This is a genomic window from Bauldia sp. (assembly GCF_020442045.1).
Lineage (GTDB): Bacteria > Pseudomonadota > Alphaproteobacteria > Rhizobiales > Kaistiaceae > Bauldia.
This window is the reverse complement of record NZ_JAGRLA010000064.1, coordinates 1-21441: the sequence shown is the minus strand read 5'-3', so window position 1 is coordinate 21441 and position 21441 is coordinate 1. Positions and strand designations below refer to the sequence as shown.

Sequence of the window (21441 nt, the reverse complement as noted above, 5' to 3'; positions counted from 1 at the left end):
GGAACGAAAATGAGGTTGAAGGACAAGGTCGCGCTGGTGACCGGCGGCGCACGCGGAATCGGCCGGGCCATCTGCGAACGCTACGTGGCGGAAGGCGCGCGGGTGGTCGTTGCCGACCTCCTTGCCGACGAGGCACAGGAGACCGCGAAGGCGATCGGCGAACGGGCCAGTGCGGTCTCGGTCGACGTGAGCAGGCTGTCGTCCATCCAGGAAATGGGCGAGGCCGTCATGGATAGCGTCGGCGCACCGGACATCCTGGTCAACGGTGCCGCGGTCTTCGGCATGGCGCCGCTCGCCGAGATCAGCGAGGACCATTTCGACCGCCAGTTCGACATCAATGTCCGTGGCCTCCTCTTCACCACGCAGGTGATCGCCGCGCAGATGATCGCGGCCGGCAAGCGCGGCAAGATCATCAATTTCTCAAGCCAGGCGGGACGACGCGGCGAGGCCAATGTCGCGATCTATTGCGCGACCAAGGCCGCGGTGATCTCCATCACCCAGAGCTGCGCTCTGGAGCTGATCAAGAGTGGCATCAACGTCAACGCCATCGCGCCGGGGGTGGTCGATACGCCAATGTGGGACGTGGTCGATTCGCTGTTCGCCAAATACGAAAACCGGCCGATCGGCGAAAAGAAGCGGCTGGTCGGCGAGGCGGTGCCATTCGGCCGCATGGGCACGCCGGAGGACATGGCCGGCGCGGCCGTCTTCCTGGCCTCGGCCGACGCCGACTACATCGTCGCGCAGACGCTGAACGTCGACGGCGGCAACTGGATGAGCTGAGCCAAGGCACCGCCGACGGCGGATTGCCTTATTCCGAACGTGGAGCCTTCGGCGATCGAGTACCGCCGGGCTCGCCTCGGTCGGCCCTCTCGGGGATTGAGACGCCTGCCAATCTTCAATCCCCGCGGGGTCGCGTTGACCAACGCCTCACGGCGGCGGCGGTATTCATCCTTTCCGGATCGCCGCCATCACGTCCATCAGCGCCCGCACCTTCGGCACGTTGACGGAGCCGGACATCTTGCCGCTATCCTTGAACGAGACCCCGACGATCGCACCGTCGGCGATCCGCATCAGGTCGGCCGCGTTTTCCGCGTTGAGGCCGCTTCCGACGAGCACCGGCAGGTCCGAGCCCGCCCGGACCGCATCCAGCTCGCCCGGCGCCGTCGCGTGACCGGTGCGTGATCCCGTGGCGATGAGGATGTCGGCGTCGAAGAACTCCACGTCGCGGGCCTGTTCGGCTACCTCGCGATCGGCGACGATGGCGTGACTGCCGTGCTTGACATGAACGTCGGCCATGACCGCGATGCCGTTTCCGTCGATCAGCGAGCGGTAGCGGAGCGCCTGGGCAGCGGCGCCTTCCACCAGGCCCTCGTTGGCGACGTAGGCGTTGGCCCACTGGTTCACGCGGACAAAGCTGCCGCCGCTCATCCGCGCGCAGGCGATCGATGCCCTTGCGGCATTGGCGACGATGTTGAAGCCGAAGGGCAGCTTCGTCGCGCGGCGGATGCGGTCACCGATCACGGTCATCGCCGCTACCGTCTCGAAGCCGATCTCCTCGGGCTTGAGGAAGGGGATGTCGCCGGCATTCTCCAGCAGGAGGCCGTCGATGCCGCCATCCTCGAGGCGCTTCGCCTCGTCGACGGCGTGGACATAGGCCGCCTCGAGGTCGGCGTTCCGACCGCGAGGCGAGCCGGGCAAGGGCCGCACGTGAATCATGCCGATGATCGGCTTCGATACGCCGAACAGCCGTTCCAGCATCCCGCTTTCGACTCGGTTTTCCATTGATTCTGTCTCCTGGCTTCTCAGCTTGTCCGGTCGATCCGCCAGATGCGGGCGGCGTTTCGCCAGAACACTTTTTCAAGCTCCTCGTCGCTGAGTCCGATCACCTTCAGCTTGAGCTGCTCGACCTCTGGCGATTGATAGGGAACGTCGGTGCCGTATTGCAGCCGGTCGACCGAGACGTTGCGGATGAAGGTCATGATGTCGAAGGGATAGGCCTGCGACATGTCGACGAAGATATTGGGGTATTCCTGGCAGGCGAGGATCGCCTCCCACAGGAAGGAATGCATGCCGATATGGGCGAGCACGATGCGGACCTTCGGATAGGCCTTGGCCGCCTGGGCTTGCAGGTAGGGCAGGTCGCGCGGCGCGTCACCGGAATGGAAGAGGACGGTGAGGTCATGCTTCTCGGCGCAGTCGAGGAGCGGTCCCATCACCTTCATGTCGTTGGGCCGGTAGAAGTCGTAGCCGGCGACCAGCTTGAGGCCGCGGCAGCCCCATTCGCCGACATAGCGCTCGATCAGGTTGGTGGTGTGCTCGGCGCCGAAGGTCGGGTCGATCCGGGCGACGCCGACGATGCGGTCCGGGTAGCGGCGGGCCGCCTCGCCGACCTGGGCATTGGCCTTGTCGTAGTCGGCGTCCCAGGGTGGGCTCATACGCCGGTCGTGCGGGAAGAGGACGCCATGGGAGGCGTTCTCCTCGTCGAGGAGGCGGATGACGCTCTCCGGCTCGCCGGTGATCAGGTAGGGCACGCAGGTATGAGCCGCGACGTTGCGGTCCGTGCCGTAGTGCATATGGGCGTCGATTACTCTCATGGCAGGGTCAGCTCTCCGAAAGCGGCGCGGTAGCGCTCGCGCATCTCGGCCTCGACGGGCAGGTTGGTCTGGCAGCCCCACGCCTCGACCACGAAGCTCGCGACCGTGGCCGCGCAGCGGCCGGCGGCGGCGACGGGCATGCCGCGAAGCAGGCCGAACAGGGCGCCGGCCACGAACGAATCGCCGGCCCCGGTGGAGTCGACGAAGCGGGTCGTCGATACGGCGGGCACCCGGGTCACGCCGTCCGCCTCGTACCACAGGCTTCCCGCGCTTCCTTCGGTGACAACCACCAGGCGCGGGCCGAGCGCCAGCACGCCGGACGGATCGTCGAAGCCCCGGGCCTCCAGGAGATCGGCCGCCTCTCCCCGGCTCAGGAACAGGATGTCGGCGGCGGCAAGGAAACGCTCGGCGAGCTCGCGCGCAGTCGCCACCATTCCGTTAATCGCGGTAAGCCGTCCGTGCGCCCTGGCATGCTCGATGGCCGAGAGCGTGTAGGGCGAGAACATCTCGCTCACCACCAGCGCCCGCGCGGCGGCAACCCGGTCGAGCGGCGCACGAAAGCCGGACTGGTCGGCGGCGATGCCGAGGTGGGAGACGCAGAAGCTGCCGTTGGCGCGATCGAAGAAATTGAAGCTGTGACCCGAGCGTTCACCGGCGCGGATCTCGATCGGGGATATGTCGACGCCAAGCATCTCGAGATGGGCGCGATAACCTGAGGTCTCGAAGTCATCACCGACCACCATGGCAAGGCCGGTCTTGAGGCCGAGGCGCGCCGCGGCGGCGGCGATATTCGCGCTGCAGTCGCCGTAGTGGATGGTGTCGATCGCGCCGATCGGCATGTCGAGCGGCACGGTTTCGCCATCCGCGGGCAGCCGCTCCATACGCAGGATGTGGTCGAAGACCGTCCACGAGCCGATCGACAGGAGATCGAGGCTGCTCATTTCACCGCTCCGAGCGTGAGACCTCGGATGATCCGGCTCTGGAACCAGACGGCCGCGATCATGCCCGGCACCGCCGCGACCATGGCGGCAGCCGCCATCTGACCCCAGCGGATCTGGTCGAAGGTCATCGCCTGGAGGATGCCCATGGTCACCGGGCGGGTCTCGCCGCCGGCGAGCACCAGACCGAAGACCAGGTTGTTCCACGAGAAGATGAAGGCGATGATCATGGCACTGGCGATCCCCGGCATGACGGTCGGCACCAGGACCCGGATCAGCGTCGACCAGATGCCGGCGCCATCGAGGACGGCCGCCTCCTCGATCTCCACGGGTACTTCGCGGAAGAAGCCGGTGGTGATCAGGATGACCAGCGGCAGCGTGATCAGCTGGTGCACCAGGATCATGCCGACGTAGCTGTCGTAGAGGCCGATCTGCTTGTAGATCAGGAAGAGCGGCAGGATGATCGCGAGCTCCGGCCCGAACCGGAACGAGAGCACCGTGAAGCGGACGTGGACGGCACCGAGCAGCGCCCCGCGCGCCAGTGCAAAGGCCGCGGGAACGCCGATCAGGGTCGAGACGATCACCGCGCCGCCGGAGATGATGATCGAATTGATCAGGTTACCGAGGAAATTGGGCATCTGGCCCGCGGCCTGCTCGGCCTCGGAACCGAACAGGATCTGCTCGTAATTGTCGAGCGTTGGCGAGAACAGGAAGCGCGGCGGATAGGCGATGATGTCGCCGAACTGCTTGAACGACATCATCAGGATCCACACGATCGGGAACAGCACGAAGCACGCCATCAGCACATAGCCGATGGTGAGCAGCGCCGTGCGGGCGGTCTTGCGGGCGGTGAGACTAGACCGCATAGCGCGCCTTTTCCTGCTTCTGCCACAGCGCCAGGAGCAGGCCGCTGATCAGGTAGCAGATGAGCCACAACACGAAGACGATCGCCATGGCCCGGCCGAGATTGGACCAGCGATAGGCTTCCTCGTAGGCCATGATGTGCAGCGTGCGGGTGGCGTTGAGGGGACCGCCGCGGGTGGTCGCGTAGATGATCTCGAGCTGTTTCAGCGAATCCGCAACGCGGAAGAGCGCCACCAGCACGATGTAGGGGACGAGCCAGGGAAGTCGGATCAGACGGAATATCTGCCAGGCATTGGCGCCGTCGACACGACCGGCCTCCTCGATCTCCGGAGGCACGGATTGCAGCCCCGCCATGAAAATGATGACGGCGAATGGCGTGAACACCCAGGCGTCGATCAGCACCACCGAGATCAACGCGGTCGACGGATCGGTGAGCCACGAAAAGGGCGGCAGGCCGACCGCCTGCAGAAGCCAGTTCAGGACACCGCTCTGCGGCTGCATCATCGTCTTCCACATCAGTCCGGCGACGACCGGGGGGACGAGGAGCGGCAGCACGACCGTGGTGCGGAAGAAGGAGCGCACGCGGCTTGGCACGTCGAGCAGGAGCGCGAAGCCGAGACCGAGAGGGATCTGGATGACCACCACCAGGACCGCATAGATCAGCGTGTTGCCGAGGGCGGTCCAGAAGAGCGGGGTGTGGATCAGGGTTTCGAAGTTGCCGAGGCCGATGAAGTCCTCGGTCTGGAGATAGAGCTTCCGGTTGGTCAGCGACGTCAGGATGCCCTGCAGGAACGGATAGAGCGAAGAGAACAGGATGACGAGGGCGGGCACCAGCATCCCCCAATAGGTCAGCCGCGCCCGCCATCCCCGCCGGTATGCCTCTACGTCGTGTCCGCTCATCGTCCGAAAGATCCCTTGGACGGGGCCGGAATGTCTCCGGCCCCGTCGGGTCTTGCCGCTATCGGGCCCTAGTTGCCCAGCATCCGCGCAACGTCGGCCTGCGCGGCGCAGAGATTCTCCTCGACATTGCCGTTGTCGAAGTAGGATTGCTGGATCGCCTCGGCCCAGCGGTCGAGCATGCGGGTCAGCTCCGGGTGGGGCGGGAAGTTGACGCCGGCGACCTTGGCCATTTCTTCGGCGACCTCGCGGTACTGGCCGGGATGCTCGCCCCAGCTCTCGACCAGCGCGGCCACGTCCGGATTCGCCCAGGCAGACGCCCGGACCGGGTTCATGTTGCCGCCGAGGTGGGTCTTGATCATGGTTTCCTTCGAGGTCAGCCATTCGAGGAAGAGCCACGCGGCGTCCTTGTTCTTGGAGGCCGAGTTCATCGACATCGACCAGACCCATGCGCCGGCGGAGCGCTTGCCGTCGGGTCCGAGTGGGGTAGGCGCATAGCCCACGTCGTCGGAGATCGCCGATTGCGACGGATCCTCGTAGACCGGGGCGAACAGGTTCGCCTCGTCGAGCGAGATGATGTACTGGCCCGAGGCGAAGCCCTGCATGGCCTGGTCCCAGGTGAAGGCTCCGGCGCCCTCGGGCGATGCCGTCCGGATCAGCTCGACGAAGTCGGTGGTGGCGGCGATGCTCTCCGGCGAGCAGATCTGCAGGTTGCCTTCCTCGTCGACCATCTCGACGCCATAGGACTGGAGCATCGTGCCGAAGGTCAGGTAGGGCAGGTCCCAGTATTTGTCGAAGCGGGTGATGATCCCGTAGATCGCACCATTCGGGCCCTCGGCCTTGAGCTTCGGCGCCATCGCCAGGAGGTCGGCATAGGTTTGCGGCACCTCGAGGCCCAGTTCCTTCAGGATGCTCGGACGATAGGCGAGCTGGTAGGTCTCGAAGTTGATCGGCAGGCCCCAGAGCGATCCTTCCCCGATGCCTTTCATCGGCTCGCGGGTCCAGCGACCGGAGGCCAGGATGCCGGGAGCGAAGTCGCCGATATCGTAAGCCTCGGCATCGGTAAGTGCGGGATTGTCGATGAAGCCGTCGAGCGCCTCTAGCCAGCCCGCCGTGGCATACTGCCAGTTGTTGAGCGGCGATGTCATGAAGGCATCGTAGGTTCCGGTCCCCGACGACAGGTCGGCCAGCAGCTTCTCGAAGCCTGGCTGCTCGGCGAGTTCCTCGAAGGTGACCTCTATGCCGGTCTTCGCGGTGAATTCCGGCAGGAGCGGCTTCAGTGAATCGACGAATGGATGGGAGATGAGGAGAAGGTTGATCTTGCTACCGCTCTGCTGCATCCAGTCGATTTCGGCGTAAGCGGCATTCGCAACCGACAGTCCAACCGCGGCAACGGCCGCGAAACCTACCAGCCGCGTGGAACGAGCGAGATGCCCGGTATGGCGAGAGTGTTTGCGTTGCATGAGAACCCCTCTGGTCCAACAAGTCGGCGTGCCGACGGGCCTTGCACCAACGTGCACTAGTTGCACATTTGATTGTGACGGACCTGTCAGGCCTGGTCAATCAGGCATCTGACCAAATTGCGGACAGCGAATGACGAATGCGAATGCAGGAAGCGATGACAGTCTGATCGTTCGGCTCGCCTGGCTCTACTACGTGGCCGGACTGAACCAGGAGGAAATCGCGCAACGTGTGAAGCTGTCGCGGTTCAAGATCACGCGGCTCCTTGCCCAGGCCCGCGACCGCGGCATCGTGAAGATCTCCCTCGACCAGAGATCAAGTGAAACGCTGGAGATCGCCGAACGTCTTTCGGAGAGATTTGGCCTGACCGAGTGCATCGTCACGCCGCCACTTGCCGGCGACGGGCCCGACGACGAGGACACCGCCAGGCGCGCGGTCGGCGTCGCCGCAGCCGGTTTTCTGAGCCGGCGCCTGCAGGGGACGGAGGACGTGACGGTGGGCCTGAGCTGGGGCCGCACGGTCGCGGCCCTGGTCAACGCGTTCCCGGCGACGTCGAGGCCGGAGGCCCGGTTCGTCTCGCTGATGGGGTCCCTCAGCCGGACCGCCCGCTCCAACCCGTTCGAGATGGTGCACGCTTTGGCGCAGGCCTGCGGTGGCGAGGCCTATGTCCTGCCGACACCCTATCTCGTCGATTCCGAGCGGGACTTCGACGTGGTGATGAGCCAGTCGATCGTCCGTGAGGCCCTGGCGATCGGCGCGTCCGCCGACTTTTACATATCGAGCTTCGGCCTCTGCTCCCGCGAGTCCTTCATCTATCGCTACGGCCTGATCGGCGATGCGGAGATCGAGGACCTGATCGCCGCCGGCGCGGTCGGCGACATGCTCGGCAAGTTCTTCGACGCCGAGGGGCAACTCGTCGCCAGCCGTCTAAACCGCCGCACGCCGAGCATTCCCCTGGAGACGATCGGCGAGCGCGACCTCATCCTCCTGGCGGCCGGCATGTCGAAATGCGATGCTCTGCGCGCCATCCTGCGCACCGGTCTCGTCAACCGGCTGATCGTCGACGGCGACCTCGCCAACGCCATCCTGGATTGATCCCATTTCACGCTGGCGCCGAGGCGGCGAATCCGGGGACACGCGGGAGCGCAATCTCGGCACCTTCGAGCGCGCCCGGCTCGGGGGCTTCGAATACAGGCGGAGCGACCGGTTCGCCGCCGGCGGCGTCATCGATACCCTTGCCCGCATCGGCCGATCGAGGCGCCGGCGCAAGGAACGTGGCGGGCGATCCGTCCGGGAGCCGGTCCCGCCCGCCTACCTGGTCATGTTGTGGTGGAACGTCTCGCTGGGGCTGGTCGAAAGCGTCCTTGGACGGATGAGCTCGGGCTCGATCTGCAGGCATGGTGCGCCGTCCACGTCGCCCTCGATGATCCGGAAGGCTTCCTCGACGAGCCTGTCGACGTTCTGGCGGACCATGATCACCGGGAAGTGCATGAAAGAGGCGAAGGGATCGTAGTCGTAGCAACCGACGACGATGTTGTTGAAGGCCTCCGCCGGCAGCGTCGAGAAATACTTCAGGACCCCTTCGAAAGAGAAGGTCGAATTGATGAACAACGCCGTCGGCAGCCCACCGATCCGTTCACACAGCATCCGCACATCGGTGGCCGAAGCATCGGGATCGTAGCTCTGGGCGAGGATGAGTTCATCGGCCGAATAGCCGCATTCGGTTGCGATGACGTCCTTGAAGGCGCGGATGCGCTCGGCGGTGGCGAAATCCCAGGTCGCGCCGCCGATGAAATACGGCCGACCGCGCACCGGGTCGTCGGATTTCGGCATCGATTTGAGGATTTCATGGGTGAGTTGCCGGGCGCCGCTGTAATTGTCGCTGATCACCGACGGTGCCTTCGTTCCGGGCAGGTCGACATTGACATGCTTGAGGTTCACGGCGGTACAGATGTCCGAAAGCGCGTCCGGGTCGGTGGCGCCGACGATCAGCAGCGATTCGATCGCATAGGAAATCAGCGTCTCGACCGTGCGCCGCTCCTCTTCCGGCTCGCGGAGGGTGCTGACCACCACCGGGCACATGCCGCGGGTGCGGACATGCGCCTCGAAGATCTGCGACATGGCGGCGTAGAACCGGTTGAAGTGAGCGGGAAGCACCATGCCGACGAGACCGGAACGGGCCTTGCGAAGCCCGCGCGCCTGCATGTTGGTGGTGTAACCCTGCTCCTCGGCAAGACGCTGAATCTCCAGCGCCGTGCTCTCCTTGATGCGGCGGCTTCGCCACGTACCGCTGAGCGCCGCGCTGACCGTCGAAGGTGACGCACCGGTCGATCGGGCGATGTCGTAGATCGTCGTCTTGCCGTTCGATTTCTGCTTCTTCTTCATCTCACGGCGGTTGTCCGGTGGCCGCGCCTGCGCGCTCCCTTGACAGGGATGCGAATTCTCGGCCAAGATTGCTACATCGATTGTGCAGAACAATCCAGCCCTTTGCTGGTCGCACCCGCCATGGTTTTTCCATCTACATGCTCGGCTCCAACATCGAGGCAACGCGCTATTCCGGCATCCCGACCAGGCGCACGCTGACCCTGATCTACACCCTGTCCGGGCTGATGTGCGCGATCGCCGGGATCATCATGGTCGCCCGCTTCAATTCCGTCCGTGTCGGCCACGGCGAAGCCTACCTTCTGATCACGGTGCTCGCCTGTTTCCTCGGCGGTGTCGATCCGTTCGGTGGCTTTGGCCGGGCGGTGCCGGTCGTGCTGGCGCTGCTGATCCTCCAGGTCCTGTCGTCGGGGCTCAATCTCATCGGCGCGAACCAGCATCTGACGACCGCGGTATGGGGGCTGTTCCTCATCGCCGTGATGGTGATCCGCTTTGGCTGGCGACGGCTCGCGCTGGGTCGACAATGAGGAATGCTGCGATGGGCACGACGCGGACAACGCGGGAGAAGAGGTCTTGACGACTGTTGCGGTCCTCGATGTCGGAAAGACCAACGTCAAGCTGACGGCGGCCTCGCGCGACGGCAAGCTTCTGGAAACGGTGTCGCTGGCAAACGGGCCGGGAGCGCCGCCGCCTTATCTGCACGTCGACACCAGGCGTATCGATGCCTGGTTGCTCGATGAGCTGCCGGCTCTCGTTCGCCGTCATGACATCGGCGCGATCGTTGCCACCGGGCATGGCTCGGCCGGCGCGCTGGTCGACGACGACGGACTGGTCATGCCGATGGTCGACTACGAGGCGGAGGTGCCGGAGGCGGTCACCGCGTCCCATGTCGGGTCGGTCGCCTCTTTCCGCGCGCTCGGCAGCCCGTTGATGCCCGGCGCGGCGCACATGGCGCGCCAGCTCCTGTGGCTGGAGACCGAGTGGCCGGAAGCGGTGGCGCGCGCCCGCTGGTTCCTTGGTGGTCCGCAATATTGGGCCTTCCGCCTCTCCGGCAACGGCGCCAGCGAATACACCTACCTTGCCGCCCAGTCGCACCTCTGGGATTTCGATCGGCGCGCCTTCTCGAATATCGTGCGGGATCGCGGCTGGCAGCACCTGATACCGCCGCTGGCGCCGGCCTGGAAACCGGTCGGGACGATCCGGCCCCGGCTGGCACGGGACCTCGACCTTCCCGCCGACATCGAAATCCTGTGCGGCATCCACGATTCCACCGCCAACTTCTACCGCTACCAGCAGGCGGGATTGACCGACCTGACACTGATCTCGACCGGCACCTGGATCGTCGGCTTGAGCGACGGCGCGGCGCCGGACAGCGGCTACGAGCAGGGCTATGTGACGCGGAATCTCGATGTCGACGGTCGCGAGCTCTCGGGCATTCTTGCAATGGGCGGCCGAGAATTCGCGCTGATCGCGGGCCGGACGCTGGACACCTCCGTCAACGAAACCGCCATCGAAAAGCTCATCGCCAACCGCACCATGGCGCTCCCGTCCTTCGTCGAGCAGGATGGCGTCTTCCCGGGCAGCGCCATGAAGGGCCGCGTCACGGGCCCCGAGCCCGAAACCCCGGAAGCCCGGCACGCGCTGGCGCTGCTCTATGTCTCGCTTCTCACCGACATCTGCCTCGACCGGCTTGGCGCCGATGGCACGATCGTCCTTGACGGCAGCTTCGCCAAGGACCCGCTTTACCCCGCTCTGGTGTCGGCGCTGAAGCCTGGCCGGAAAGTTCTTTTCAATACCGACGCCTACGGTACCGCATCAGGCACCGCCCTGCTCGCCGACCACCCGCGCCGGACCGGGCTGGCTCCGGTCACCGTCGAAACCGCGCGGGATATCACCATCGCCGGGCTTGCGGCCTATCGCCAGACATGGCGCGAACGCGCCGAAGCCAACCACGCCAACTGAAAGAGACCCGAGACATGAGCGAACTCACCAACCGCGACCTCCGCCATGAGATGGTGGACATTGCCCGCAAGATGAATGCCAGCGGCATAAACCAGGGCACCGCCGGAAATATCTCGCAGCGGATCGAGAACGGCTTTCTGATCACGCCCTCCTCGCTCCCCTATGACCGCATGGAAGCCGGGGACATCGTCGAGATGGACTTCGACGGCGGCTATGCCGGCCAGCTCCGGCCGTCGTCGGAATGGCGCTTTCATCGCGACATCCTCAAGCACCGTCCGGATATCGACGTCGTCCTCCATTGCCATTCGATCTACGCGACGACGCTCGCCGTCCACTACAAGCCGATCCCCGCCTTCCACTACATGATCGGCGTCGCCGGCGGCTACGACATCCGGGTCGCCGATTATGCGACCTTCGGCACCCAGCAGCTTTCCGACAATGCATTGGAAGCGCTGGAGGGACGGCTCGCCTGCCTGCTCGGCCAGCATGGCCAGATCGCGCTCGGCAAGACGATGGAAAGCGCCCTCGCTCTCGGCCGGGAGGTCGAAACGCTGTCGCGGCTCTATGTGCAGGCCTTGACCCTCGGCGATCCGCCGATCCTCTCCAACGAGGAGATGGACAGGGTGATCGAGCAGATGCGCAAGATGAGCTACGGCCAGATGCCCGACGCCGACGGGATCAACGACGTTCCGAAAAAGCGGGACAGCTAGGTATCTCTCGTCGCGAAACCGACCTCGGCACGTCGGGCAGCGCCCGGCTCCGAACGGACAACCTTCTGAAAGCTCACGCCTTCTAAACGTTGATCGCGGCGAGGATCGGCAGCGCCGATGCGCCGAGCGCGGCGCTTCTCTCGCCAAGCGCGCTGACGCGGAGTCGCTGGCGGCCGACATCCTGCCTGACGGATGCGCGGAGCTCGCCGAGTTCGCCGGCCAGCCGTTCGAGCAGCGGCACCGGCGCGGCGCCGCCGATCACCACGATCTCGGGATCGAAGAGGTTCTCGATCCCCGCAATCCCGACCGACAGCGCATCCGATGCGCGGGCGACCCAGCGATCCATCGCGCGGTCCCGGTCTTCGCCCGCCGCCTCGGCATCGCGCAGGAAATCTCGCATCGAACGGAGCGACAGGTATTCGCCGAGGCATCCGCGGTTGCCGCAATAGCATTGCGGTCCGTTGGGATCGACGATGAGATGGCCGAATTCGCCGGCATTGCCGCGCGTTCCGCGATAGGGTTCGCCGCGGATGACGATGCCGCCGCCGACGCCTTCGCCGACATAGATATAGAAGAAGTCCGAGAACTCGGTCGCCTGGCCGTAGAGCTTCTCGCCAAGCGCCGCGGCATAGGCATCGTTTTCGAGGAGAACCTCCGTCCCGGTCCTGGCGGCAAGCTGGTCGGCGATTCCACGGACCTGGAGCTGGGGTATCGCGCCGGGAGTCGGCACGCCGGGCCAGTCGATATCGAAGGGGCCGGGCGTGACGAGGCCGATCCCGAGGCACCGATCGGCGCCGAAACGGACGCCGAATTCGGTGTGGATGCCGGCAACGAAGTCGAGCCAGTCCGCTTCGATCGCATCCGGAACCGGACCCTCCCGCATCTCGATCAGCTCGCCGCCAATGCCCGCGGCGACCGCATGGAAGGAGGTCGCATCGATCAGCACCCCGACCGCATATCCGCCGTCATTGGCGATCTCGATGGCGATCGGCGGCTGGCCGCGCTGCGCCTTGCGGCGCCCGGCCTCGCGGACCAGGCCGGCGGTCATCAGCGTATCGACGATATTGGCGACGGCTTGCGGCGTCAGTCCGGTGAACCGGGCGAGTTCGGCCCGCGACAGGTTCCCATGGACTCTGAGGGCATGAAGGATGACTCGCCGGTTGTGCCGGCCCACATGCCGCACCGTGCTGGCCGCCGGGCCGAGGGGGTTGGTCTGGTCGAGCATCGGCCACGAATAGCGCATTAAAATAAAACAATGAACTTGATTTATTGACTCTTGCCCGCCTTGCCGCTTACGCTGTGGGTGAAGGGGAGAGATGCCTTGGCCGCCAATCCACTCGTTGAGATGGTGAATATCACCAGGAATTTCGGCGGCGTTCACGCGCTGAAGGGCGTCGACCTTTCCGTCTTTGCCGGCGAGGTGGTGGCGCTGCTCGGGCACAATGGTGCCGGCAAGTCCGTCCTCGCCCAGATCCTGTCGGGCGTCTATCCGCCCACGTCCGGCGAGATCAAGGTCGACGGATCGCCGGTCCATTTCCATTCCCCGAATGACGCGCGCCGCCACGGGATCGAGACGATCTACCAGACGCTGGCGCTTGCCGATAATCTCGACGCACCGTCGAACTTCTTCCTTGGCCGCGAATTGCGCACGTCACTCGGCTTCCTCGACAAGAGGCGGATGGCGGAGGAGGCGGCTGCCGCCCTTGTCGACCTCAATCCCAATTTCACCGATATCGAGCGGCCCGTGCGGCAGATGTCCGGCGGCCAGCGCCAGGCGATCGCCATTGCCCGCGCCATCCATTTCAACGTCCGCGTCCTGATCATGGACGAGCCGACCGCGGCGCTCGGTCCCCACGAAACCGCGCAGGTCGCCGCGCTGATCCAGCGGCTGCGCGATCAGGGGATCGGCATCCTGCTCATCAGTCACGACGTCCGCGACGTCATGCGCCTGTCCGACCGCATCGTCGTGCTCAAGAACGGGGAGCTGGTCGGCGAGGTCCGGGCCGAGGAATCCGACGAGGACGAGGTGGTCGAGATGATCATCCGCGGACGGAAGCTCGCGCCCGCCGACGGCGACGGGCCATGAGCGAGGCGGTCCTCCCCCGCCGCCGGGTCCATGTCACCGACGTGGTGACGCCGATATGGCTGGTCCTGGTGGTGGTGATCGTCATCGCCGCCCTGATCTCCGACCGGTTCCTGTCCCCCGGCAACGTCGCGGCGGTCCTCCAGCAGGGCGTCATCACCGGCATCGTCGCGCTCGGGATGACCGTCGTCCTGGTCGGCGGCGAGTTCGACCTGTCGACCGGGGCGACGGTGATGATGGCCGCGGTGGTCGCGCTTCTCCTCGGTCCGGATGGCGGCGTCGGCATCGCGGTTGCGATCGCGGTGCCGCTGCTGATCGGAGCCGGCATCGGCGCCGTCAACGGGCTCGCCGTCTACCGCGCCGGCGCCAATTCCATCGTCGCGACCATCGGCATGCAATTCCTCGTCATCGGCGCGGTGCTTGCTCTGGTTTCCGGCCAGCATGTCCGCGCGGATGCGATCGGCGAGACCTTCACCGCCCTGACCCATGCGCGGCCACTTGGCGTCCCGCTGCCGGTATTCGTCTTCGCGGCACTGGTTGCCGCGCTCGCCATCGTCATGAGCCAGACCGTCTTCGGCCGCCACATCTATGCGATCGGCGGCGATGTCGAGGCGGCGACCCGCGCCGGCATTCCTGTCGCCAGGATCGGTATCGCCACCTACGTCATCTCGGGCGTCCTGGCCGCGACGTCGGGCGTGCTGATCGCCTCGCTGGTCGGCCATCTCGATCCGACCGCGATCGGCGGTTACGAATTTCCGGCGCTGACGGCCGTCGTCCTCGGCGGCACCAGCCTTTCCGGCGGCGTCGGGCGGCCCGCCGACACGGCCGGCGCGATCCTGGTCATCGCCGTCATCACCAATGTGATGACGATCCTCAACTACCAGTACCCGATCCAGCTCCTCGTCCAGGGCATGGTGCTGACCGGGGCGGTCGCCTTCTACTCGTGGCGGCGGGGCGGAGCCTAGCGGCATGAACGCGCTCGCCTCACCCATCTTCATCCGCCTCTTCGTCAAGCCGCCGCTGGTGCCGCTGCTGATCGTCGCCACCTTCGTCAACGGCTTCTGGTCGGTCGGCAACCTGCGGACACTGGCCGAGGCGGTGTCGACCGACGGGATCGTCGTCGTCGGCATGACAATCGTCATGATCGCCGGCGGCTTCGACCTCTCGGTCGGCGCGGTCATGGCGATGGGCGGCGTCGCCGCCGTCGTGCTGCTGCCCTACGGGATCGTCGTCTCGGCCGTCGGGGCTGCGGTGCTCGGGGGTGTGTCGGGCACGCTCAGCGGCCTGCTGGTGACCCGGCTCCGGATCAACCCGTTCATCGCGACCCTGGCGATGATGGTCATGGTGCGCGGCGCGGTCCTCGCCTATACCGACACGCGCCCCGTCGTCAGCCTCGACGACACCTTCCTGGCGCTCGGCGGCGGCTACCCGGTGCCCTATGCCTTCATGGCGCTGATCGCGGTCATCGCGCTCGCCTATCTCCTCCTCAACACCCGGCCCTGGGGCCGCCACGTCTACGCCGTCGGCGCCGACGAGCGCGCCGCCGCCATGTCGGGCCTCCGCGTCCAGCTCCTCAAGACGCAATGCTACGTCATCTCGGGATCGCTCTCCGGCATCGCCGGCCTGCTGCTTGCCGCGCGCCTCGGCACCGGCTCGCCGATCATCGGCGAGTCGACGCCGCTGACGGCGGCGGCCGCGGCGCTGATCGGCGGCGCGAGCCTGCGCGGCGGCGAGGGATCCGTCGCCGGAGCCTTCGTGGGACTCCTCTTCATCGGGTGTCTCGTCAACGTCATGAACATTCTCGGGGTGCCGTCCTACTACCAACGCATGACCATCGGCGGGCTGCTGTTCGCCCTCGTGGTCACGGACGGCATGCTCATGCGCCTGCGGCCGCGCTGAGAAACCCGATCAGGCCGCCGGGCCGGCGAACCGGCCATCAGAGTGGAACCGAAAGAGGAACGAAAACAATGTTTGCTGTGACCAGACTAATTGGCGCCGCGGCCGTCGCGTCGGGACTTCTCGCCGCTCCGATCGCCGCTTCGGCGGAAGACATCGTCATCGGGCACTCCCAGCCGAACCTTGGCTGGCCCTATATCGCAGCGGTCACCAACGCGCTCGAGGCGGCGGCGGCGGACATGGACGGCGTCGAGGTCGTGACGCTCAGCGCCGACGGCGACATCGCCAAGCAGAGCAGCGATATCAACTCGCTCGTCAATCGCGGCGTCGACGTCCTGCTGGTGACCTCGCTCGACGGCAATGCCGTGATCCCGGCTCTCAAGAAGGCCCATGACGCCGGCATTCCGATCCTCGCCGTCTCCAACGAACCGGCCGAGCCGGGCCAGGCGCTGCTCGCCGGCTATTCCGGTCCGGACGACTATGTCCAGGGCGCCATCGCCGCCGAGCTCCTCAACGACTCCCTCGGTGGCAAGGGCGGCATCGCGATCATCGAGGGCTCGCCCGGCCAGAGCACGACCCTGCTCCGCACCCAGGGCCTGAAGGACCGCCTCGCCGAGCTCAAATCCGGCATCACCATCCTCGGCGCCCAGACCGCCGACTGGAATCCGGTCAAGGCCAAGGACGTCGCCCAGGCATTCCTGACCGCCTATGGCGACGACATGGTCGGCGTCTTCGCCCAGGACGACAACACGGGCGCCGCCGCGGCCGAGGTGTTCAAGGCCGCCGGGCGCGGTGACATCAAGGTCGTCGGCACCGGCGGCACCATCGACGGGCTGAAGGCCATCCGCGACGGCCTGATGTACGGCACGATGGACCAGTCTCCGACGACCGACGCCAAGCAGGCGCTGAAATTCGCCATCATGCTGGCGAATGGCGAGAGCCTGCCGGAGAAGCGGAACATCATCCCGATGCCCAAGATCACCGCCGAGAATGTCGGCGATTTCAAGGGCGAGTGGTAGTCTCGGCGCCTGAGCCAGCGTCGGCCGGGAGCCGTCCCGGCCGGCACCTTCCGCATCGATCCCAGCAGAGAGGGCGCGCCGACCCATGCTCGACCCACGAGTCGGAATGAAGATCTACGACAATGTCTGGTACACCCGCTTCCGACTCGGGCCGGAGGAGGCCGCCGATATCCTCGCCGGGATGGGCGTCACCTATGTCATGGCGCAAAGCCGCCTGCTGCCGATGCAGGACAGCGCGATCGAGAGCGAGATCACGCCGGAGGAGGCCGAACGCTTCGCGACGCTCGACGACCGCGCCTTCCGCGATGCGCTCCGCTCGCGCGGGATCAGCTATTTCGCCACGCTGAATATCGGCTTCGATCCGAACTTCATCGCCGGCCATCCCGATCTCCTGCCGACCGACCAGTTCGGCCGGGTCGAGGGAAAGACCGACTGGTACATCGGCCTGCCGCCCGACCGGAAGCCCAATATCGACCACAAGCTCGGCATGCTGGAGCCCGCCGTCGGCGCGCTTGAGCCGGATGGCGTCCATCTCGGCTTCATCCGCTGGCCCGGCCTCTGGGAGATCTGGCTGCCGGATGTCGACCGGGCGACGATGTCGGACTATTGCTACGGCAGGGAAACCCTCACCCGCTTCTCCGCCGATACCGGAATCGACCTGCCGGCGGACGATGCCGTCGCCGCGGCGAAGATCATCGCCGGGAAACACCGGCCGGCCTGGCGCGACTGGAAATGCGACATGACGGTCGCGGCGGTCTCGCGCATCCGCGACGCGATCACGGCGATCAAGCCCGACATCAAGATCGCCATCAACACCCTGCCTTTCTTCCTCGAGGACTTCGACAACGCGGTCGAGGAGGTCTTCGCCCAGAGCGTGACGCGGCTCGAGCCCGTCTCGGATGTCTTCGAGGTGATGTCCTATCACCAGATCCTCAGGCGGGACGCCGCCTGGCCGGGCGCCATCGGGTCGGACATCAAGCGGCGCGCCAATGGCGCCACCACCGTGTGCACCCTGCAGGGCAGCGCGCTCTATCTCGACGGCATGCATGCCGGCCGCGGGCGCGCCGAGGAGATCACCACCGACGAGTTCATCCGCTCGGTCGACGGCGTCGAGGCCAGCGACGCGGACGGTCTTTGCGTCTTCACCTTCACCGACTTCCTCAACATGCGCGAAACCGAAGACGGCCGCCGGCGCATCGACCGGCTCAAGGCATTCCGCCGCTAGGGTCGCGGGCTTGTATTTCGGACTGGATATCGGCGGAACGACTCTCAAGGCCGTGGCGGTCGATGCCTCCGGCAGGATCATCGGCCGCGAGACCCTGCCGGCTGGCGGACGTGTCCCGCGCGAGACGCTCTTCGCTGCCGCGAGGGAAGCGATGGCGGCGGTCGGCGGCGGCAGGGCGCCGGACCATGTCGGCATCGCCTTCGGCGGTCTCATCCAGCCGGACGGCACCATGCGGACCGACAGCACCAACCTCCCCAACCTCGCCGGCCTGCCGCTTACGCAGGCCTTCGCCGACATCCTTGGCGTTCCCTGCCGCATCGAGCATGACGGGCGCGCCGCCATGCGCGGCGAGGCCTGGACCGGCGCGGCGCGCGGCATCCGTAATGCCATGACCGTGACGCTCGGTACCGGAATCGGCGCCGGACTCCTTCTCGACGGCCGCATCCTGGCCGGAGCGCATGGCGGCGCCGGCGAGATCGGCGTCTGGCATCTGGTCGCCCCGCCCGAGGCCGGCGACTGGCCGACCTTCGAGGACGTCGCCGCGCCCGCCAGCCTTTCGCGACGCGCCGGACGCGAATTCGGCGAGCTTTTCACCGCTTGGCGCGCCGGCGGCGGCGACGCCGGTTCGCTCGACAAGGTCTTCGGACTGATCGGCCAGGCGATCGCCAACGCCCATCTCATTCTCGATCTCGAGATGGTCGTGGTGATCGGTGGCGTCACGGCGCTCGGCGAGCCGCTCCGCGCTGCGATCGACCGTGCCTGGCTTGCCGCCTGCCCGGCCGATTTCCGGCGGGACCTGACGATCCGGCTCGGCACGCTCGGCGCCTATGCCGGGGCGATCGGCGCCGCCTCGCTGTGGTGCGAAGAAGAGACCCGACCATGAAGATCCTCGAAGCCTCCGACTATGCCGACCTCAGCCGCAAGGCCGCCGACATCCTCCTTGCCCAGCTCCGCGGGAAGCCCGATTCCCTGCTCGTCCTGCCGACCGGAAACACACCGCTCGGCCTCTTCCGCGAGCTGGTACGCGCCGCGAGATCCGGCGCGGCGGACTTCGCGCGGGTCCGCTTCGTCACCCTCGACGAATATGCCGGGATCGCCGGCAACGACCGCCGGCGGCTGCTTCTCTGGCTCCGGAAGGAACTGCTCGATCCGATCGGCGTCGCCGACGATTCCGTGCTCGCCTTCGATCCCTTGGCCGATGCCACGTCTGAGGTTGAGCGCATCGAAGCCGGCATCGCCGAATATGGCGGTGTCGACCTCGCCGTCGTCGGCCTCGGCCCGAACGGACACCTCGGCTTCAACGAACCCGGCAGTCCCTTCGACAGCCGCGCCAGGCAGGTGCCGCTGACACCGGAATCGATCCGCTCCAACGCCGCCTATTGGGGAAGCGAGGCGGATGTTCCGGCTACCGCCTTCACCCTCGGCCTCGGCACCCTGCTGGCCAGCCGCAAGTTGGTCCTGATCGCCAGCGGTGCGGCGAAAAGGGACATCCTGGCAAGGACGATCGACGGCGGGATTTCACCGGAGGTGCCGGCGACCCTGCTGCGACGTCACCCGGACAGTCTGGCTATCGCCGATCGCGCGGCGCTCGGTGGTTGAGCCATTGCCGGAAAAGGGCGTGTGCCGTCCCGGAAAACGGCCCTTTGCGCCATCTTCGCCACATTTTCGTGACTTGACTGGAACGCGAGTCCTTGGGAAGTGATTTCAGGCAAACGATCGCTGTAACCGATTGAAGGTGTTGCGGTGAGGGGTGCCTGTGTGTGCTGTTGACTCATCCGGTCGCCGGAAGGCATGGATATTTTATTCGTCGCTGGTCGAACCGGTCGTATCCGGGGGGCGCGGACCGGCGGCAGACAGGTGAAGTGAGGATCATTAATTGAAGATCAAGTCCGGAAGATTTTCGGCCTTGGCCGCGGCTGGCCTGGCCGCCGCGCTCATGGTCGTATCGGTCGCGCCATCCGATGCCGGCCTGTTCAGCAAGAAGCCGCCGCCGGTCACCTATACCGACGATGAATTCAACAACCTCCCGCCACTCAAGGGCGAGAACCAGCTGGCGCGGAACCTCCGTCGCACGCCGGTCTTCTACCGCTCCAACTATCCGGCCGGGACCATCATCGTCGACAACTCCGAGCGCTATCTCTACCTGCTCGTCGGCCAGGGCCGGGCACTCCGCTACGGCGTCGCCGTCGGCCGCGAGGGTTTCGAGTGGGAAGGGTCGATGAAGGTCCGCAAGAAGGTCGAGTGGCCGGACTGGCGGCCGCCCAAGGACATGATCGCCCGCGCCAAGGCCGAGGGGAAGACCCTGCCGACGGTGGTCAAGGGCGGTCCGGGCAACCCGCTCGGAGCCCGCGCGCTCTATCTCGGCTTTTCCGAATACCGCATCCACGGCACCAACGCACCGAAGTCGATCGGCAAATATGCGTCCTCAGGATGCATCCGGATGCTGAACGAGCACATCATCGACGTCTACAACAAGACGCCGATCGGCACTCGGGTTGTCGTCATCGAATAGCTGATCCCGGGAGGACGGCTCGATCGTCCTCCCGCCAATGCCATTCCTTCGCTGCGCTGTCGGCAATCGCGACCGGTCGCTGTATCGCTTCGGAATGCCCGGGTAGAAGACGTGGGCCTGCCCGACCCCGTGCGTGCACCAAACGTTAACGTTTTCGCAACCTAGGCGATTGCATCGACCGGCATACTCCCGCGAGAACCGAGGGCCATGGGACTGATCGAAATGGCATCGGTACGGACGGCGCTGGCACGGCGCCGCGATTCGGTGACCTGGTCGGCGGACATCTCGCGCAGGAGCTCCTTCTCATGGATGCTGGCATAGGGATTGTTGAAGCCGGCCGCAAGAACCAGCCACTTATAGGCTTCGACGACGTCGCCCCGGTTCCAGTGATGGAGGCCGAGCGCGAGCATCTCCTCTTCTTCCTGCGCTGCCTGCGCGGGTGATTCCATCATCCCCGCGGCATTGACCTCTGACATGAGCACCTTTCCCCGTTTTTGCCGCGAGGCGATTCCCGCACCCGCTCGCATGGGAAAGTCTGGCAAAATTCATTCAAACTCCAATTAAAATATTAGGTTAACCGGAGGTCAATTCGGCGAATGCGGCGCCGGAGGGCCGGACCTGAATCAGGCGATCACCGGAGACCGCGGGACAGGGACGCCGGCGCGCTTTGCTTCCGGTGTGTCGTTGTCGATCAGCGTTGCCCAACGCCGCGACCAGGAATGCCAGCCGCCGCAGGCCCAGCATTCGACCGTGTGATTGGCGAAGGGCATCGTCTCGAAAGTGGCCGTGTCGGCCTCGATACCGGTGGAGATCGTCTGCCCGGTCTTCGGGCATTGGATGGCGATGATGCTCATGACGCACGCAACGGAGACTCAAAACGCGTTTCCGCCATTCTAGG

The 21441-nt window shown here is 65.9% G+C and carries 22 protein-coding genes and 1 pseudogene; 13 read left to right on the top strand and 10 right to left on the bottom strand.

Features of this window, described 5'->3' with window-relative positions:
- Nucleotides 1–9: 9 nt before the first annotated feature.
- On the top strand, nt 10–780 hold the full coding sequence (locus tag KDJ86_RS07640; RefSeq protein WP_291744522.1) for an L-iditol 2-dehydrogenase: 771 nt from the start codon (nt 10–12) through the stop codon (nt 778–780).
- Nucleotides 781–945: 165 nt separating this feature from the next.
- On the opposite strand, the gene KDJ86_RS07635 is transcribed toward KDJ86_RS07640, so the two are convergent.
- The 6 genes from KDJ86_RS07635 to KDJ86_RS07610 form a co-directional block, all read right to left on the bottom strand.
- Complete coding sequence (locus tag KDJ86_RS07635) at nt 946–1782, bottom strand: BtpA/SgcQ family protein (protein ID WP_291744521.1); 837 nt, start codon at nt 1780–1782, stop codon at nt 946–948.
- A 20-nt stretch (nt 1783–1802) separates the two neighbouring features.
- Nucleotides 1803–2594 carry an amidohydrolase family protein gene (locus tag KDJ86_RS07630; protein WP_291744520.1) on the bottom strand — a complete coding sequence of 264 codons (792 nt, stop codon included), beginning with the start codon at nt 2592–2594 and terminating at the stop codon, nt 1803–1805.
- Nucleotides 2591–3535 (bottom strand): carbohydrate kinase family protein, encoded by a 945-nt coding sequence (locus tag KDJ86_RS07625; RefSeq protein ID WP_291744519.1) that lies wholly within the window; start codon nt 3533–3535, stop codon nt 2591–2593. The genes KDJ86_RS07630 and KDJ86_RS07625 overlap by 4 nt, the downstream gene beginning before the upstream one ends.
- Nucleotides 3532–4398 carry a carbohydrate ABC transporter permease gene (locus tag KDJ86_RS07620; RefSeq protein WP_291744518.1) on the bottom strand — a complete coding sequence of 289 codons (867 nt, stop codon included), beginning with the start codon at nt 4396–4398 and terminating at the stop codon, nt 3532–3534. Before KDJ86_RS07620 ends, KDJ86_RS07625 begins: the two co-directional genes overlap by 4 nt.
- Entirely contained in the window at nt 4388–5296 is a 909-nt protein-coding gene (locus KDJ86_RS07615) for a carbohydrate ABC transporter permease (protein WP_291744517.1), read from the bottom strand. The genes KDJ86_RS07620 and KDJ86_RS07615 overlap by 11 nt, the downstream gene beginning before the upstream one ends.
- A gap of 68 nt (nt 5297–5364) precedes the next feature.
- The gene (locus KDJ86_RS07610) at nt 5365–6756 is read right to left on the bottom strand and encodes an ABC transporter substrate-binding protein (RefSeq protein WP_291744516.1); all 1392 of its coding nucleotides are present in this window, start codon (nt 6754–6756) and stop codon (nt 5365–5367) included.
- Nucleotides 6757–6886: 130 nt separating this feature from the next.
- Here KDJ86_RS07610 and KDJ86_RS07605 point away from each other — a divergent pair, with 130 nt between their 5' ends.
- Nucleotides 6887–7849, top strand: a complete 963-nt coding sequence (locus KDJ86_RS07605) for a sugar-binding transcriptional regulator (protein ID WP_291744515.1) — start codon at nt 6887–6889, stop codon at nt 7847–7849.
- A gap of 216 nt (nt 7850–8065) precedes the next feature.
- On the opposite strand, the gene KDJ86_RS07600 is transcribed toward KDJ86_RS07605, so the two are convergent.
- The gene (locus KDJ86_RS07600) at nt 8066–9139 is read right to left on the bottom strand and encodes a LacI family DNA-binding transcriptional regulator (protein ID WP_291744514.1); all 1074 of its coding nucleotides are present in this window, start codon (nt 9137–9139) and stop codon (nt 8066–8068) included.
- A 107-nt stretch (nt 9140–9246) separates the two neighbouring features.
- Here KDJ86_RS07600 and KDJ86_RS07595 point away from each other — a divergent pair.
- The 3 genes and pseudogenes from KDJ86_RS07595 to KDJ86_RS07585 form a co-directional block, all read left to right on the top strand.
- Nucleotides 9247–9663, top strand: a pseudogene (locus KDJ86_RS07595) (ABC transporter permease); the annotation flags it as partial.
- Between the two features lie 46 nt (nt 9664–9709).
- Nucleotides 9710–11098 carry an FGGY-family carbohydrate kinase gene (locus KDJ86_RS07590; protein WP_291744513.1) on the top strand — a complete coding sequence of 463 codons (1389 nt, stop codon included), beginning with the start codon at nt 9710–9712 and terminating at the stop codon, nt 11096–11098.
- A gap of 14 nt (nt 11099–11112) precedes the next feature.
- Complete coding sequence (locus KDJ86_RS07585; protein WP_291744512.1) at nt 11113–11808, top strand: class II aldolase/adducin family protein; 696 nt, start codon at nt 11113–11115, stop codon at nt 11806–11808.
- Between the two features lie 82 nt (nt 11809–11890).
- Here the strand turns inward: KDJ86_RS07585 and KDJ86_RS07580 are convergent, their stop codons facing one another.
- The gene (locus tag KDJ86_RS07580; RefSeq protein ID WP_291744511.1) at nt 11891–13051 is read right to left on the bottom strand and encodes an ROK family transcriptional regulator; all 1161 of its coding nucleotides are present in this window, start codon (nt 13049–13051) and stop codon (nt 11891–11893) included.
- A gap of 102 nt (nt 13052–13153) precedes the next feature.
- Here KDJ86_RS07580 and KDJ86_RS07575 point away from each other — a divergent pair, with 102 nt between their 5' ends.
- The 8 genes from KDJ86_RS07575 (at nt 13154) to KDJ86_RS07540 (ending at nt 20543) form a co-directional block, all read left to right on the top strand.
- A complete protein-coding gene (locus KDJ86_RS07575; RefSeq protein ID WP_291744530.1) occupies nt 13154–13894 on the top strand; it encodes an ATP-binding cassette domain-containing protein in 741 nt (246 codons plus the stop codon).
- Nucleotides 13891–14856 (top strand): ABC transporter permease, encoded by a 966-nt coding sequence (locus KDJ86_RS07570; RefSeq protein ID WP_291744510.1) that lies wholly within the window; start codon nt 13891–13893, stop codon nt 14854–14856. The genes KDJ86_RS07575 and KDJ86_RS07570 overlap by 4 nt, the downstream gene beginning before the upstream one ends.
- Before the next feature lie 4 nt (nt 14857–14860).
- Nucleotides 14861–15790, top strand: a complete 930-nt coding sequence (locus tag KDJ86_RS07565) for an ABC transporter permease (RefSeq protein WP_291744509.1) — start codon at nt 14861–14863, stop codon at nt 15788–15790.
- Between the two features lie 77 nt (nt 15791–15867).
- Complete coding sequence (locus KDJ86_RS07560) at nt 15868–16806, top strand: sugar ABC transporter substrate-binding protein (RefSeq protein WP_291744508.1); 939 nt, start codon at nt 15868–15870, stop codon at nt 16804–16806.
- 85 nt (nt 16807–16891) lie between these two features.
- Nucleotides 16892–18031 (top strand): glycoside hydrolase family protein, encoded by a 1140-nt coding sequence (locus KDJ86_RS07555; protein ID WP_291744507.1) that lies wholly within the window; start codon nt 16892–16894, stop codon nt 18029–18031.
- Nucleotides 18032–18041: 10 nt separating this feature from the next.
- The gene (locus KDJ86_RS07550; protein WP_291744506.1) at nt 18042–18914 is read left to right on the top strand and encodes an ROK family protein; all 873 of its coding nucleotides are present in this window, start codon (nt 18042–18044) and stop codon (nt 18912–18914) included.
- Nucleotides 18911–19630 (top strand): glucosamine-6-phosphate deaminase, encoded by a 720-nt coding sequence (locus tag KDJ86_RS07545; RefSeq protein WP_291744505.1) that lies wholly within the window; start codon nt 18911–18913, stop codon nt 19628–19630. The genes KDJ86_RS07550 and KDJ86_RS07545 overlap by 4 nt, the downstream gene beginning before the upstream one ends.
- A 307-nt stretch (nt 19631–19937) precedes the next feature.
- Nucleotides 19938–20543 (top strand): L,D-transpeptidase, encoded by a 606-nt coding sequence (locus KDJ86_RS07540; protein WP_291744504.1) that lies wholly within the window; start codon nt 19938–19940, stop codon nt 20541–20543.
- A 161-nt stretch (nt 20544–20704) separates the two neighbouring features.
- Here KDJ86_RS07540 and KDJ86_RS07535 read toward each other — a convergent pair whose 3' ends face one another.
- Nucleotides 20705–21019, bottom strand: coding sequence for a hypothetical protein (locus KDJ86_RS07535; RefSeq protein WP_291744503.1), 315 nt, complete (start codon nt 21017–21019; stop codon nt 20705–20707).
- A 147-nt stretch (nt 21020–21166) separates the two neighbouring features.
- Nucleotides 21167–21397 carry a hypothetical protein gene (locus tag KDJ86_RS07530; RefSeq protein ID WP_291744502.1) on the bottom strand — a complete coding sequence of 77 codons (231 nt, stop codon included), beginning with the start codon at nt 21395–21397 and terminating at the stop codon, nt 21167–21169.
- Nucleotides 21398–21441 lie beyond the last annotated feature (44 nt).